The sequence below is a fragment of the Bradyrhizobium sp. USDA 4506 genome (assembly GCF_054058795.1).
Genome location: NZ_JBSSBM010000002.1, coordinates 7,870,818 through 7,884,500, shown reverse-complemented (window position 1 = coordinate 7,884,500; position 13,683 = coordinate 7,870,818). Strand labels below are relative to the sequence as shown.

Here is a 13,683-nt window from a genome sequence, read left to right as displayed (position 1 = left end):
CGTTTCGCCGTAGTGCTCGATACTCAAGCTACGCAGAAACGCGCAGCACTGCGGAAAATAACTGTCTGCTCAAAATTGCTTTAGTAGTGACTGGAACTCATGCTGAAATCGTTAAGATCAGCTGGCGATAATCACCCTTACAGGTGATCCGGGAGCCACATTTGCAGCCGGGATAGCCGATATTTGGTGTTCGAGGTTCAGCGGGGGTCTCATGCAGTCAGGCTTGTTGCGCGCCTTGCGCCTGGGCCAGTTCGGCCGCCTGCCGTTTGCGGCGGCGATCGTCACTGGAGCGCTTATTGGAGCAGCTTTGGGCGCAGCCCCTTATGTCATTTCGCAGAAGGATCGTGAATTCAAACCCGCGCAGATCTCGATCAAGCGGGGTGAGGTTTTACGGTTCGTTAACGATGACGGCGAACTGCTGCATCACGCTTATTTGAGCACTGATACGTTCAGCTTCGACTCGGGTGACCAGCAGCCGGGCAGCAAGTTCGACGTCACCTTCTCGGTGCCCGGCGACTACACCGTGCTGTGCGGCATTCACCCGAAGATGAAGCTCGCCGTCCACGTCGCCAAATAGCCGCCCCAGGCGGCGGCGATCTACAGGACCGACGTCTTGAAGATCGCAGCGTGGCCGAAATAATAGACAAACAAGGTCACCGACAGCGCGGCACAGAGCGCGACCGGGGCGAGCCACGGCGCACGACGGTCGCGCGACAACACCTTGTTGTCAGCGACAATCGCTAGCAGGACAGCGATGATTGCCGAGTGTCCGACCGTGTCGATCTTGCCGAATTCGAAGCACGCGCTGATGAACATCCCCGTCAGCACGGTTGCGGCGCAGCGCCGGATCAGCGGCGTCCAGATCAAGGCAAAGGCAAGCGTGAATTCCACCATGCCGGCGGCGCGCATGTAGAACTCGTTGTCGAAGCCCAGCGTCATCGCGGAATGCTCGATCAGCAGCGGGAAGCTCCACTCCGGATAGGCCCATTTTTCAACCGAGGCCCACATCAACGTCACCGCGGCGGCGTAGCGCATCACATCGATCGGCCGAACTCCGAACAAATCCTTGTTCAACCCAACCAGTGCAAAATAGGCGGCAACACCGAGAAAGATCGGGTAATCGGCGAGGTGAAAGACACCGTAGTCGCGCACACCGATCCCGAACAGGACCACCATCCCCGCCGCCGACAGCGGCAGCGTGCGGCGTGACAGCATCCCGGCAGCGATCGCAAGCTGCAGCGCGCCGACATACGGCGACGTCGTCTTCAACTCGGGCGTCAGCAGGATGCCGCCCACGGCCCAGATCGAGATGAAGAAGAACCCGCACACGGCGCGCATCATCAATTCGGTGCGCAGCCGCAGCCCCTCGGTGACGCGGTCCATCACCCGGATCGTGGCGTCACCCAGTGAGGTGGGCTCGATCAGGCAACCCGCAAACAGCCAGAAGATGGCGACGCCGAGCAGCAGCTCGAAATCCAGGCAAAGGACATTCTCGAGTCCGCGGGGCTGGCCGGCGACATCGTAGGCACAAAACCATTTGACATGTGCCTCGGCACTGCGCGCGGCGACGACACAAAACAGAACCGCTGCAAGGCACGTGGCGAAAAAGGAGCGCACCGCCGAGACGGTATCTCGCGCCCATCCACTAAACATTGAACCAACCGCCCACACACTTAAGGACTTGTTTAACTTATATCAAATTTTAGGCTTTGCGCCTGCCGGGACACCCCGTGGTTGCATTGTGGTTAATCGTGGCGGGCGAGCCCCCGGCCTGTCCCTTAGTGCAGTCTTTACAGCCGGTTGCCTCAAATTTTAGCTAATTCCGGCACGGGAGCTCAATTCAACTGTCGTAGTGAAATCCGGACAAATCGGATCGGGAGGCCGGTACAGTGTTCGGAGCGTTGAGCGTCGTAAGTATCGGGGTGGGGTCGGCCCTCGCCTGTTTGACAAGATCGTCCGCCGCGCGCGCAGCGACCCTCGAGACCTGCGCGGGCGCATTCGTGATCGTGGGGCTCGGCCTCCTGGGCGCGGCGCTGCCGCACCTGTCCTGAACGAACCTCGTTCTGAACCGCGTTGAGCCGAGGTCAGCGCGGCAGTTTGGGGACGCCTGCCACCGGCGGGGCCGTTGCGGTCAGGGTTTGCAGGAAGGCGATGAGGTCGTTCTTCTCCTCTGCCGTCAGGGACAGCGGCTTGATGTCGGGCGATCGGCTGGGCCGATCGATCCCACCCTTGTTGTAAAGCTCGATGACATCTTCCAGCGTTGCCACCGATCCGTCGTGCATATAGGGCGCGCGGCGCGCGACGTCGCGCAATGTCGGCGTCTTGAACGCATATTTCAGCTTCGCCGAGGTCGGAAAGAAACGGCCGCGCCCGATGTCATGGCCCTTGGCGGTGCCGATATCCTGGAAGGATCCGTCGGAAAACGACGGGCCGCTGTGGCAAGCCGAGCAACGTGCCTTGCCGTTGAAAAGCTCAAAGCCGTGCTGGGCTGATTTGCTGATGGCGGTGTCGTCGCCCTTGATCCAACGGTCGAACGGAGCCTCGCCTGCGACGATGGAGCGCTCGAAGGTCGCCAATGACGCCTCGATCCTCGGCCGCGTGATCGCGCCGTCTCCGAATGCGTGGGCGAAGGCATCGACATAGCCGGGGATCGCCGAAAGTCGCGCAATCAATTCCGGCTCGGTCATGTTCAGGTTCGCCGGACTGAGGATCGGCCCGAACGCAACGGATTCCAGATCCCTGAACTTACCGTCCCATCCCAGCGGCTCGAAGAAGGCCACATCGATCAATGTCGGCGAGCGGATCGGCAGGCCCTTGGGATCCTCACCGATGGCGCGCGGAAGGCCATCGGCCCATGAAAGGGATGGCCTGTGGCAACTCGCGCAGGAGTGTGTCTTTGACCTCGACAGCAGCGGATCGAAGAACAGCAGTTGCCCAAGCGCGGATTTCGCCTCCGAATAGGGATTGCTGCTCGGGAACGGAACGACGTCCGGCCGCCGATAGCTGGCACGGATTGTCGCAGGGTCGCCGGGCGGCGCTGCCGGAGTCAAGGCAAGCGACAGCCCTACCGGCAAAACTGCCGCGAGCAAGGTCAGGCTGACCCAAAGCCTCATCGGGGTCCTCAGACGGTATCCTGCTCGGTATATGCCCAAGCATGTTCAACGAAGTTTTAACAATCGGTTGCGGTCTATTACTGATAGTGGGCATTGGTCACGATGACGCCGGCGCATGCTTGCGCGCGTGATTTCGATCAATCCGCGCGTCGATCCGATCACACAACCTGAGGCAGCCGCTACTTCTTCACCGGGCGCAGCGGCGCGGAGAACTGCTCGGTGCGGTCGCGCTCGGTCATGTCGACGACGGTGTCCATCGGCGCGGTCAGTTCATAGACATAGGAGACGTCGGTGAAGTAGCGCTTCGCGGTGCCGCCGAGCGCCTCGGGCGCGACGCGGTCGAGCAGGATCAGGCCGAAATCACTGTCGGCTCGCCGCGTCGCCTGGCTGGTGTTGAACTCTTCCCAGCGGAAATGAAAGACCAAGTCCGCATCCTCGCCGACGACCTCCCAATTGGCGACGATGTGCGGGTGCTTGCCGACCAGTGACAGCCCTTCGTCGGAATGCGAGGCGAGCTCGAAGAACAGCAGCGACAGCGATTGGGCGGCGCGGGCGCTGACCGTGATGTCGGGACCGTTCACCGCGATCCGGTCGGCATGCGGGATCGCGCGCGATTCGAACAGGCCCTTCAGCTTGACGCCCTGCCACTGGCTCTCGCTGAGCAGCGTGACGACGTTCGACATCGCGTGGATGCGCCCGATCAAGAGCTCGCGCGCGACATCGATATCGGCGCCGTGCCGCAGCGTGCGGGTCACGATCGACTGGATCACCGCGAGGATGTTCTTGACGCGATGGTTGAGCTCGTCGATCACGGCGGTCAACCGGCGCTCGAATCCGATGCGGACCTCGATCTCGCGGCTGAGGCGCAAATTGTTATAGGCGACATAGCCGAACAGGCCGCAGACGATGCCGGTCAGCGCGAGGCCGATCGCCGCGACGATGGTCGCGGTCTGCTGCGCACGCACCGTGGCGTTGCTCTTGGCGTAATAGTCGAGCGACCAGTCACGGCCGCCGAACGTCACCGTGCGCACCATCGACGGCAGCGGGCCGTCCTGGCGCACCGCGCGCGAGGTGACGATGCCCTGCTCGTTGGCGGTGAACTCGTCGTTGGAGTCGCGCGGATCCTTCAACGCCACCGCGAACAGCGAGCTGTCATCGTTGGTCAGCATCAGCGACGACAGCTCATAGGAGAAGGTGATGAAGCCGGCCGGCTCGGACGCGCCCTCCTGGAACACCGGCGCGGCGAGCACGACCCCGACCGGGCCGTTCTGCCGCAACAGCGGCACCGGATCGGAGGCTACCGGCTTGGCGTTGGCCATCGCCCGCGCCAGCATCGGGCCCACCACCGAGTGGCGGTCGAAGGCGCGGCCCGGAATGCTCAAGGTCTCCGGATTGCGCGGCTCGACGTCCATCAGCACGTTGATCGGCTTGTCGAGCGCCTTGAGGTCGAGCGCCTGGTCGTCGAAATCCCGGATCGTCGGATTGGTGAAGCCGTTGGCCTTCAGCTCGGCCTCCGCCGCGGCGAGCTCGTCCGGCTTGAGCCGCGCGATCCAGGCGGCGACGACGAAATCGGTCTTGAAGGCGTAGATCGCCGAGCGCAGCGGCTGCAGCATGTTGGCCTTCACCATCGACGGCGCCCGGAACAGCCCGGAGGCGACCCGCGCCAGTAGCTCGCGCTCGGTCAGGCGGTCCTGCACCAGGCTGGCATGGACGTCGATCGCCCGCGCCAGCGCGATGCCGTCGATCGCGAGCTCCTGATCGTGCACCCGATAGGCGGCAAGACCGGAGAGCAGAACTCCGATCAGCGCAATCAAGGCAACGATGAAGCCCAGTCGAACCACACGCTTACTCGGCAATCAGGGGGTGGCGAAAGGGGACGGAAGTCATCTGGCTTCTGCAAGGGCGGCGACAAATCAGGATGCGATGAAGGCCCGCCGCAAAGGAATATGGAATAGCGATCATCGGTCCGCAACAGGAGCCGGTCGGCAGCATTAACGACGACGCCACCCGGCGGTCTTTGGCGGCGCCAAAGGTTGCTAATCGGCAAAGTTGGAAATTGTTCCGGCGATTGCGCAGCTTTTTTGCGGCGGGTGCGCGCACTCGCTCGTTCACCGTCACCCTGAGGAGCGCGGCACGCGCGTCTCGAAGGGTGAACGGCCCCACCCGTGGCCGTACATCCTTCGAGGCTCGCTCCGCTCGCACCTCCAGCGACAAAGGCGAAGCCTTTGCGCGGGGATGACGGGACTGGCCGACCCTGCCACAATGATTAACGTCTAGCTGGCCTAACCCGCCTTGACCTTGCCCTGCGACCGAAGGCCGCCCTTGGTCTCGATGAAGCTGATGATGCGATCGAGGCCGTCGCTCTTCTTCAGGTTGGTCATCACGAAGGGCCGCTCGCCGCGCATCCGCCTGGCGTCGGTGTCCATCTTCTCGAGTGACGCACCGACATGGGGTGCGAGATCGATCTTGTTGATCACCAGGAGGTCGGATCGCGTGATGCCGGGGCCGCCCTTGGAGGGGATCTTGTCGCCGGCGGCAACGTCGATGACGTAGATCGTCAGATCGGCCAATTCCGGCGAGAAGGTCGCCGCCAGATTGTCGCCGCCGGATTCGATCAGCACCAGATCGAGGTCGGGGAATTTTGCCCGCATGTCGGCGACCGCGGCGAGATTCATCGAAGCGTCCTCGCGGATCGCAGTATGCGGACAGCCGCCGGTCTCGACACCGGCGATGCGGTCCGGCGTCAGCGAACCGGAGCGCACCAGAAACTCGGCATCCCATTTGGTGTAGATGTCGTTGGTGATCGCGGCGATGTCGTAGCGCTCGCGCATCGACTTGCAGAGCAGGTCCATCAGCGCGGTCTTGCCGGAGCCCACCGGGCCGCCGACGCCGACACGAAGTGGGCCGTGGGAAGTGGGCATGTGACACGCTCTCCGTTATCGTCGTCCCGGCCGAGTGCGCAGTTGCGCACGGAGCCGGGACCCATTACCACCGAATTGAATTGTTGCGCGGAGCTGGGGCCGCAGGCTTGCATAACCACAGAGGCCGGTGGTTATGGGTCCCGGCCTTCGCCGGGACGACGGTTGAGGACGCGGACGCAGGGACGACAGCGGACGGTGCATCATGACCGGAACAGCCTCGTGTATTGCGTCTCGTGACGCAGGCTTGCGAGATCGGCGCGAAAGGTCGCGCCGCCGAGATCGTCGAGCGAGGCCGCATTGGCCCGCGCCGCGGTCGCAGCAACGACCAGCTCGAGACCGGCCAACACCCGCTGACTGTCGGTCTGCCCGAGCGGGATCAGCCGGCTGCCCGCGGAAATCCAGTTCGAGGTCACTGCATGCAGGAAGGCGTGCAGCGCCGGCGCAAGCCGAATACCGTGTGCAGCGCTGACGATGCCGACCGCGACGGGGTAGACGACAGGGCCGTTGCAAGCCGCAATCATCGCGTCGAGGCCGGGCGAATTCCACGCGGCACGGGCGATCTCGATGAAGGCGCGCCCCTGCGTCGTGGTCTCGAGCTGCCGCTCGCGCGACGGCACGAAGGCCGCGGCAAGCTCGGCGACCTGCTCCAGCCCGGCATGATTGGGCTGCAACGCCGCACGAAAACTCTGCGCGAGAAACACAGCGTCGCAAAATCCGCTGCCGTCGGAAAGCATCGCGGCGAGCCAGCCGCGCAGCGACGCGGCATCCGTGATGTCGCCGGCCTCGACCGCCCATTCGATGCCGCTGGAATAGGCGAATGCCCCCACCGGAAAGGACGGCGACAGCCATGTCATCAGCCGGTACAGCGCGGCCGCCTCGTCCTCCGCCATCCCGCCGCGCAGCACGGCGGGATCAGGCTCATTTGTGGTCATGAGCATGGGAGTGGTCGTGGTGATGATGAGCATGCTCGCAATGCTCATCATGATGATGGTGGTGGTCATGGTCAGGCCCATGATCATGGTCATGGTGGTGACCGTGATCATGCGCATGGCTGTGGGCATGATCGTGCCCGGTGTGACCATGCGCGTGCTCGTCGGCATGCGCATGCTCGGCATAGGCGCCGCCCTCGGGATCGAACGGCGCCTCGATCTCGATGACACGGGCCCCTAACCCCTTCACCATCGCCTCGATCACGTGATCCCTGCGAATGCGCAATCCCTTCGGCATGATCTGCGTCGGCAGATGACGGTTGCCGAGATGCCAGGCGACCCGGATCAGATGATGCGGATCGCTGCCGCGGATTTCCGCCAGCGGCTCGGGAGCTGCGACCACCTCGACGAGGCGGCCGTCCTCCAGCACCAGGGCATCGCCGCCGCGCAGCGCGACGGCGTTTTCGAGATCAAGCAGGAATTCGAGCCCGCGCGTCCCTGACATCACCATCCGCCGCCGGTGCCGGTCGTCGAAATCGAGCACGACGGTGTCGGCTGGCGCTTCCTTCCAGCGGTGCTGTCCCAGGAGCTTGGTGGCGCGGATCATCGATGCCTCAGAGCTTCTCGACCTTGGCGTCGCTGATGATCTCGATCACCGTCGGCCCGGTCTTCATGTTAGCGGAATATTCGCGCCATACCTTCATGTGCGGCGCCCTGGCATGGCCGTTGAGATCCTCGCGGCTCTCCCAGCGCTCGACCACCACATAGAGGTTGGGATCGTTGACGCTGACATTGCCGTCATAGGAGATGCAACCCTTCTCCTTGCGGGTCTCGACCGTGCAGGCCTTGTGCCCCTTGATGAAGTCGTCCTTGTTCTCCGGCTTCATCGGCGTGGTGGCGATGACATAGATCATGGATTATCTCCCTTCTTTTTCTCGTTAGCGGACGTCGACCTTCTCGGGCGTGATCACCTCGATCTTCGGCGGCGCGGCCATGCATTTCACCGCGACCCGGCCGAACGTCTTCATGTGCTCGGCGGTGCGATGCGGCACCAGCGCCTCCGCGTTCTCCCACTGCTCGACGAACACCATCTTGCTGTGGTCGGTGACGCTCTCATGCAAATCGTAAGCGATGTTGCCGGGCTCCTTGCGGGTTTCCTTGATGCAGGCCGTCGCCGCAGCGATGAATTCGGCGCGGGTCTCGGGCTTGATGGTCAGCGTAGCAACGACGTAAATCACGGAAATTCCTCCCGGTTTTCTCTTTTGGCGCGAGCCTTGTTTTGACGCGTTTTCTTTCCGCGAACCGGAAATCCACTTCGCTCGAAAACGCTCTGGTTACCGGGAGCGGTTTTAGAACATAAAATAGCGCTGTGCCATGGGTAGGACCTCGGCCGGCGCGCAGGTCAGCAGCTCGCCGTCTGCGCGTACCTCATAGGTCTCGGGGTCGACCTCGATCTCGGGCGTCGCGTCGTTGTGGATCATGCTCTTCTTGGAGATCTTGCCGCGGGTGTTCTGCACCGCGTAGAGTTTCTTGGCTGTGCCGAGCTTGCGGGCGAGACCGCCGCTCGCCGCGGCCTTCGAGGTGAACACCACCGAGGATGCAGTCAGCGATTTGCCGAAGGCCGCGAACATCGGCTGGTAATGCACCGGCTGCGGCGTCGGGATCGAGGCGTTGGGATCGCCCATCGGCGCCGCCACGATCGAGCCGCCCTTGATGATGCAATCCGGCTTGACGCCAAAAAACGCCGGCGACCACAGCACGAGGTCGGCCAGCTTGCCTTTCTCCACTGAACCGATCAGCTTCGACACGCCGTGCGCGATCGAGGGGTTTATGGTGTACTTTGCGATGTAGCGCTTGACGCGGAAATTGTCGTTGTCGTTGCCCTTGTCCTGCGGCAACGACCCGCGCTGCTTCTTCATCTTGTCCGCGGTTTGCCAGGTGCGGATGATGACCTCGCCGAGCCGGCCCATCGCCTGCGAGTCCGACGACATCATCGAGAGCGCGCCGAGATCGTGCAGGATGTCCTCGGCGGCGATGGTCTCCTTGCGGATCCGGCTCTCGGCGAAGGCGAGGTCTTCGGCGATCGACGGATCGAGGTGATGGCACACCATCAGCATGTCGAGATGCTCGTCGATCGTGTTGCGGGTGAACGGCCGGGTCGGATTGGTCGACGACGGCAGCACGTTCTTCAGGCCGGCAATCTTGATGATATCCGGCGCATGGCCGCCGCCGGCGCCCTCGGTGTGGAAGGCATGGATGGTGCGGCCCTTGAAGGCCTTCACAGTATCCTCGACGAAGCCGGATTCGTTCAGCGTGTCCGAATGCAGCATCACCTGGACGTCGTAGTCGTCGGCCACCGAGAGACAGGTGTCGATCGCCGACGGCGTCGTGCCCCAATCCTCGTGCAGCTTCAGCGCGCAGGCGCCGCCCTTGATCATCTCGACCAGCGCCGCCGGACGCGAGGCGTTGCCCTTGCCCGAAATGCCGAGATTGACCGGGAAGGCGTCGAACGACTGGATCATCCGCCCCATGTGCCACGGACCCGGCGTGCAGGTGGTGGCGAAGGTGCCGTGCGAGGGGCCGGTGCCGCCCCCTAACATCGAGGTGACGCCAGACATCAGCGCGTGCTCGATCTGCTGTGGGCAGATGAAATGGATGTGGCTGTCGAAACCGCCGGCGGTGAGGATCTTGCCTTCGCCGGCGATCACGTCGGTGCCGGGACCGATGACGATGGTGACATTGGGCTGGATGTCGGGATTACCGGCCTTGCCGATCGCCGCGATCATGCCCTCCTTGATCGCGACGTCGGCCTTCACGATGCCCCAGTGATCGACGATCAGCGCATTGGTGATCACGGTATCCGCCGCGCCCTGCGCGTTGGTCACCTGCGACTGCCCCATGCCGTCGCGGATCACCTTGCCGCCGCCGAACTTCACCTCCTCGCCATAGGTGGTGAGATCCTTCTCGACCTCGATGATCAGATCGGTGTCGGCAAGCCGAACCCTGTCACCGGTGGTTGGACCGAACATGTCGGCATAGACGGAACGCTTGATCTTCACGGACATGTCAGCCCCCAGTTTCAGTCAGCGCGGCCTTGGCGCGCGCAATCGTGTCGTCGAAAATGCGGTCGAGCCGCGGATTGATGCCCCGGCAACCGGCAACGACCTTGTCGGCCCAGGCCGCATAGTCGGCGAGATCATCGCGCTCGTCCTTGCTCGGATGCGGCACGATCCGCGCGCCGATATTGCTGATCTTGTCGGCGATCTTGATCAGCTTTGCACCGGGAGATTTGTGCGGAGCATCCTCGATCTGCTTTTGCCGGCGGGCAGGCTTTGGCAGGCTCATGTCATCGGTGCACTCGACAACGAGATCGGCAACGCGCGCGCTGAACTTCTGCGCGAGCTCCTCGCGCGTGGTCTCGGTGTCCTCGATGGTGTCGTGCAGCCAGCCGGCAGCCACCAGTTCGGCATCGGTGCCGTCAGTGACCTGCGCGAGCAGATTCGCGACCTCGGCGAGATGGTTGATGTAAGGCTCACTCCCCCGCCCCTTGCGCGCCATCCCGTTATGACGGTGCGCGGCAAGCTCGGCAGCTTCGGAGACCATGCGGACAGCGGGAAGCATGGCGCTACAGCTTCCCCTTCACCTCGGCGCGAAAGCCGTAGATCACGCGCTTGCCGGCGAGTGCGACGAGCTGGACGTCGCGGGTCTGGCCGGGTTCGAAGCGGACGGCGGTGCCGGCGGCGATGTCGAGGCGCATGCCGCGGGCCTTCTTGCGGTCGAATTTCAGCGCCGGATTGGTCTCGAAGAAATGGTAGTGCGAGCCGACCTGGATCGGGCGGTCGCCGGTGTTGGCGACCGAGAGCGTCACGGTCTTGCGGCCGGCATTGAGCTCGATCTCGCCGTCCTTGATGAAGAGTTCGCCGGGGATCATGTCCTTCTCCTCGTCATTCCGGGGCATGCGAAGCATGAACCCGGAATCTCTTGAAACAACCTCTGGATTCCGGGTTCGGCCTTCAGCCGCCCCGGAATGACGCTCGTGGCTATCGGATCGGCTCGTGCACGGTGACGAGCTTTGTCCCGTCGGGGAATGTCGCCTCGACCTGAATGTCGTGGATCATCTCCGGGATGCCATGCATCACCTGCGCGCGGGTCAGGACCTTGGCGCCGGCCTGCATCAGATCGGCGACGGTGCGGCCATCACGCGCGCCCTCGACGATGAAGTCGGTGATCAACGCGACGGCTTCGGGATGGTTCAGCTTGACGCCGCGCTCGAGCCGGCGGCGCGCCACCATGGCCGCCATCGATACCAGGAGCTTGTCCTTTTCGCGGGGAGACAAATTCATGCGAGCACTCTGATCGTTCTTGAAAGGTTTAGTTGAGCCACAGCCGCGGCAGCGGGACAGTGGAGGCGCGGCCGAGCACCATCATCATGTCGGCGCGCAGCCGGGCCGCATCTTGGGCACAGAAGCGGGCCATTGCAAAGCCATTCCAGGCGGAGATGCCGACTTCGCCGCCGAAGCTTTCCGACGCCTCGCGGATGCGCTCGACCAAGGCCTCGTCGCCCGGCACGATCAACGCCGTGCCGATCGCGCAGCCGCCGCCCGCGATCGCGGGTCGCGCGAGCTTCTCGCCGATCTCGCCGTCGAGGCGGATGGTCTCGGCAAACACCAGCCGGCCGCCGCGTCGCATCCGCCAGCGGTCGACGAACTCGCCGTGGCGCATGGTCTCGCCCATCGCGGCGCGGCCGAACACCACGATCTCGCAGAGCAGGAGCGAGGCACCCTCGGCGAAGTCGATGTCGAAGCCGCGGTGAATGCGGGCACGGTCGAACAGGATGGTTTCCTGCGGCAGCCAGGCAAGATGCGCGCCTGCGGCAACGGTCAGCGCGATGTCGAGCCGTGCCGCCGCTGCCGGTGCACGGTAGACTTTCTCAGCCGCCGCGGTGGTCAGCGTCAAACGCGCGCCCTCGCCGGCCGCGACCGCGATCTCGAAGCGGTCCCCGCCGCCAATGCCGCCGGCGGTGTTGACGAACATGGCCGAGAGACCGTCGTCCTCCGGCGATGGGAAGCGGACGCGCAGCGAGCCGGACTCATGCAGGTCGCCGCGGCGGGTGGCGCCGTCTTTCAGATGCACGCCGAACCTGACAGCACCCTGGGCGCGGTTTGCCGCAAACGTCGCCGCTGCCGCGCCTGCGATCCCGGTCCGCATTCCCCCGACGCTCCCTTCGCGCGCCACAACAGGCGGCTCACATCCTGTTCACAGCGCCATCTGGCGGCTGATCTCGGCGGGATCGAGGCTTGCGCGGTCGCAGGCATATTTCACCGCACCCCGGTCCATTACGGCAAAACTGTCGCCGAGTTCGCAGGCAAAGTCGAGATATTGTTCGACCAGCACGATCGCGATGTTGCCGAGGTTGCGCAGATAGGAGATGGCGCGGCCGATATCCTTGATGATCGAGGGTTGAATGCCCTCGGTCGGCTCGTCGAGCAGCAGGAGCTTCGGCCGCATCACCAGCGCCCGGCCGATCGCGAGCTGCTGCTGCTGGCCGCCGGAAAGGTCGCCGCCGCGGCGGCCCAGCATGGTCTCCAACACCGGAAACAGCGAGAACACGTCGTCGGGAATGTTGCGGTCTTCGCGCTTGAGCGGACCGAAGCCGGTCTTCAGGTTCTCTTCCACCGTCAGCAGCGGAAAGATCTCGCGGCCCTGCGGCACGAAGCCGATGCCGCGACGCGCCCGCTCATAGGGCTTTAGCGCGGTGATGTCCTTGCCGTCGAAATTGATCGTGCCGGAGGCGATCGGATACTGGCCGACCATCGCGCGCAGCAGCGAGGTCTTGCCGACGCCGTTGCGGCCGAGCACGCAGGTGACCTTGCCCGGCTCGGCGGTCAGCGACACGCCGCGCAGCGCCTGCGCCGCACCGTAATAGAGATTGATGTTGTCGATCTTCAGCATCGCGCTAGCGCCCCAGATACACTTCGACCACGCGCTCGTTCGACGACACCTGGTCGATCGAACCTTCGGCGAGCACCGAGCCCTCATGCAGGCAGGTCACCTTGACGCCGAGCTCGCGCACGAAGGTCATGTCATGCTCGACCACCATGATGGTGTGATTCCTGTTGATCTCCTTCAGGAGCTCCGCGGTCAGATGGGTCTCGACATCGGTCATGCCGGCGACCGGCTCGTCGACCAGCAGCACCTTCGGGTCCTGCGCCAGCAACATGCCGATCTCGAGCCACTGCTTCTGGCCGTGCGACAGACTGCCGGCGAGGCGGTTGCGCGCATCGGTCAGGCGGATGGTCTCGAGCACCTTGTCGATGCGCTCGGACTCAGCCTTGCTGCCGCGCCAGAACAGCGTGCCGCGCACGGAATGATCGACATTGAGCGCGAGCAGCAGATTGTCCTGCACGGTCTGGCTCTCGAACACCGTCGGCTTCTGGAATTTGCGGCCGATGCCGAGCTCGGCGATACGGGTCTCGTCGAGCCGGGTCAGGTCGACGGTGCCGTCGAACAGCACCGTGCCCTCGTCGGGTTTGGTCTTGCCCGTGATGATGTCCATCATCGTGGTCTTGCCGGCGCCGTTCGGGCCGATGATGGCGCGCATCTCGCCGGGCTCGAGCGCCAGCGACAGATTGTTGATGGCGTGAAAACCGTCGAACGAGACGTGCACGCCGTCGAGGTAGAGCATGGCCGAAGTGGCGCGGGTGTCCATGACGTTCATCT

Annotated in this window: 16 protein-coding genes; 1 reads left to right on the top strand and 15 read right to left on the bottom strand. The window is 63.8% G+C overall.

What is annotated here, in order from left to right; genetic code table 11:
• Window positions 1-211 precede the first annotated feature (211 nt).
• Entirely contained in the window at window positions 212-577 is a 366-nt protein-coding gene (locus ACVIHF_RS39215) for a methylamine utilization protein (RefSeq protein ID WP_076824951.1), read from the top strand.
• A 20-nt stretch (window positions 578-597) separates the two neighbouring features.
• On the opposite strand, the gene ACVIHF_RS39210 is transcribed toward ACVIHF_RS39215, so the two are convergent.
• From ACVIHF_RS39210 to urtD, 15 genes are all read right to left on the bottom strand, one after another.
• Window positions 598-1,581, bottom strand: a complete 984-nt coding sequence (locus ACVIHF_RS39210; RefSeq protein ID WP_310882066.1) for a hypothetical protein — start codon at window positions 1,579-1,581, stop codon at window positions 598-600.
• A gap of 503 nt (window positions 1,582-2,084) precedes the next feature.
• On the bottom strand, window positions 2,085-3,113 hold the full coding sequence (locus ACVIHF_RS39205) for a cytochrome-c peroxidase (RefSeq protein ID WP_456793606.1): 1,029 nt from the start codon (window positions 3,111-3,113) through the stop codon (window positions 2,085-2,087).
• A gap of 179 nt (window positions 3,114-3,292) precedes the next feature.
• A complete protein-coding gene (locus tag ACVIHF_RS39200) occupies window positions 3,293-4,954 on the bottom strand; it encodes a CHASE domain-containing protein (protein WP_225161328.1) in 1,662 nt (553 codons plus the stop codon).
• A gap of 441 nt (window positions 4,955-5,395) precedes the next feature.
• Complete coding sequence (gene ureG, locus ACVIHF_RS39195; RefSeq protein ID WP_028334695.1) at window positions 5,396-6,034, bottom strand: urease accessory protein UreG; 639 nt, start codon at window positions 6,032-6,034, stop codon at window positions 5,396-5,398.
• Window positions 6,035-6,234: 200 nt separating this feature from the next.
• On the bottom strand, window positions 6,235-6,972 hold the full coding sequence (locus ACVIHF_RS39190; RefSeq protein ID WP_456794167.1) for an urease accessory protein UreF: 738 nt from the start codon (window positions 6,970-6,972) through the stop codon (window positions 6,235-6,237).
• Window positions 6,953-7,570, bottom strand: a complete 618-nt coding sequence (locus ACVIHF_RS39185; RefSeq protein ID WP_456793605.1) for an urease accessory protein UreE — start codon at window positions 7,568-7,570, stop codon at window positions 6,953-6,955. Before ACVIHF_RS39185 ends, ACVIHF_RS39190 begins: the two co-directional genes overlap by 20 nt.
• A gap of 7 nt (window positions 7,571-7,577) precedes the next feature.
• Window positions 7,578-7,877, bottom strand: a complete 300-nt coding sequence (locus ACVIHF_RS39180; RefSeq protein WP_028342270.1) for a putative quinol monooxygenase — start codon at window positions 7,875-7,877, stop codon at window positions 7,578-7,580.
• 24 nt (window positions 7,878-7,901) lie between these two features.
• Entirely contained in the window at window positions 7,902-8,201 is a 300-nt protein-coding gene (locus tag ACVIHF_RS39175) for a putative quinol monooxygenase (RefSeq protein WP_024581875.1), read from the bottom strand.
• A gap of 111 nt (window positions 8,202-8,312) precedes the next feature.
• Window positions 8,313-10,028 (bottom strand): urease subunit alpha, encoded by a 1,716-nt coding sequence (gene ureC / locus ACVIHF_RS39170; protein ID WP_310882008.1) that lies wholly within the window; start codon window positions 10,026-10,028, stop codon window positions 8,313-8,315.
• A gap of 1 nt (window position 10,029) precedes the next feature.
• Window positions 10,030-10,584 (bottom strand): HD domain-containing protein, encoded by a 555-nt coding sequence (locus ACVIHF_RS39165; RefSeq protein WP_456793604.1) that lies wholly within the window; start codon window positions 10,582-10,584, stop codon window positions 10,030-10,032.
• A gap of 4 nt (window positions 10,585-10,588) precedes the next feature.
• A complete protein-coding gene (locus ACVIHF_RS39160) occupies window positions 10,589-10,894 on the bottom strand; it encodes an urease subunit beta (protein WP_028334688.1) in 306 nt (101 codons plus the stop codon).
• Between the two features lie 109 nt (window positions 10,895-11,003).
• Window positions 11,004-11,306, bottom strand: a complete 303-nt coding sequence (locus ACVIHF_RS39155; protein WP_028342275.1) for an urease subunit gamma — start codon at window positions 11,304-11,306, stop codon at window positions 11,004-11,006.
• A gap of 28 nt (window positions 11,307-11,334) precedes the next feature.
• Window positions 11,335-12,171, bottom strand: coding sequence for an urease accessory protein UreD (locus ACVIHF_RS39150; protein WP_456793603.1), 837 nt, complete (start codon window positions 12,169-12,171; stop codon window positions 11,335-11,337).
• A 48-nt stretch (window positions 12,172-12,219) separates the two neighbouring features.
• A complete protein-coding gene (gene urtE / locus ACVIHF_RS39145) occupies window positions 12,220-12,915 on the bottom strand; it encodes an urea ABC transporter ATP-binding subunit UrtE (RefSeq protein ID WP_018269603.1) in 696 nt (231 codons plus the stop codon).
• A 4-nt stretch (window positions 12,916-12,919) separates the two neighbouring features.
• The gene (urtD, locus tag ACVIHF_RS39140) at window positions 12,920-13,681 is read right to left on the bottom strand and encodes an urea ABC transporter ATP-binding protein UrtD (protein WP_016842654.1); all 762 of its coding nucleotides are present in this window, start codon (window positions 13,679-13,681) and stop codon (window positions 12,920-12,922) included.
• Window positions 13,682-13,683: the final 2 nt, after the last annotated feature.

Bases quoted from the DNA above. Each gene is read 5' to 3' on its own strand.
- ACVIHF_RS39165 (WP_456793604.1), bottom strand. From the start codon at position 10,584: ATGCTTCCCGCTGTCCGCATGGTCTCCGAAGCTGCCGAGCTTGCCGCG.
- ACVIHF_RS39150 (WP_456793603.1), bottom strand. From the start codon at position 12,171: ATGCGGACCGGGATCGCAGGCGCGGCAGCGGCGACGTTTGCGGCAAAC.
- ACVIHF_RS39205 (WP_456793606.1), bottom strand. From the start codon at position 3,113: ATGAGGCTTTGGGTCAGCCTGACCTTGCTCGCGGCAGTTTTGCCGGTA.
- urtD (WP_016842654.1), bottom strand. From the start codon at position 13,681: ATGAACGTCATGGACACCCGCGCCACTTCGGCCATGCTCTACCTCGAC.
- urtE (WP_018269603.1), bottom strand. From the start codon at position 12,915: ATGCTGAAGATCGACAACATCAATCTCTATTACGGTGCGGCGCAGGCG.
- ACVIHF_RS39190 (WP_456794167.1), bottom strand. From the start codon at position 6,972: ATGCTCATGACCACAAATGAGCCTGATCCCGCCGTGCTGCGCGGCGGG.
- ureG (WP_028334695.1), bottom strand. From the start codon at position 6,034: ATGCCCACTTCCCACGGCCCACTTCGTGTCGGCGTCGGCGGCCCGGTG.
- ACVIHF_RS39155 (WP_028342275.1), bottom strand. From the start codon at position 11,306: ATGAATTTGTCTCCCCGCGAAAAGGACAAGCTCCTGGTATCGATGGCG.
- ACVIHF_RS39215 (WP_076824951.1), top strand. From the start codon at position 212: ATGCAGTCAGGCTTGTTGCGCGCCTTGCGCCTGGGCCAGTTCGGCCGC.
- ACVIHF_RS39160 (WP_028334688.1), bottom strand. From the start codon at position 10,894: ATGATCCCCGGCGAACTCTTCATCAAGGACGGCGAGATCGAGCTCAAT.
- ACVIHF_RS39185 (WP_456793605.1), bottom strand. From the start codon at position 7,570: ATGATCCGCGCCACCAAGCTCCTGGGACAGCACCGCTGGAAGGAAGCG.
- ACVIHF_RS39180 (WP_028342270.1), bottom strand. From the start codon at position 7,877: ATGATCTATGTCATCGCCACCACGCCGATGAAGCCGGAGAACAAGGAC.
- ureC (WP_310882008.1), bottom strand. From the start codon at position 10,028: ATGTCCGTGAAGATCAAGCGTTCCGTCTATGCCGACATGTTCGGTCCA.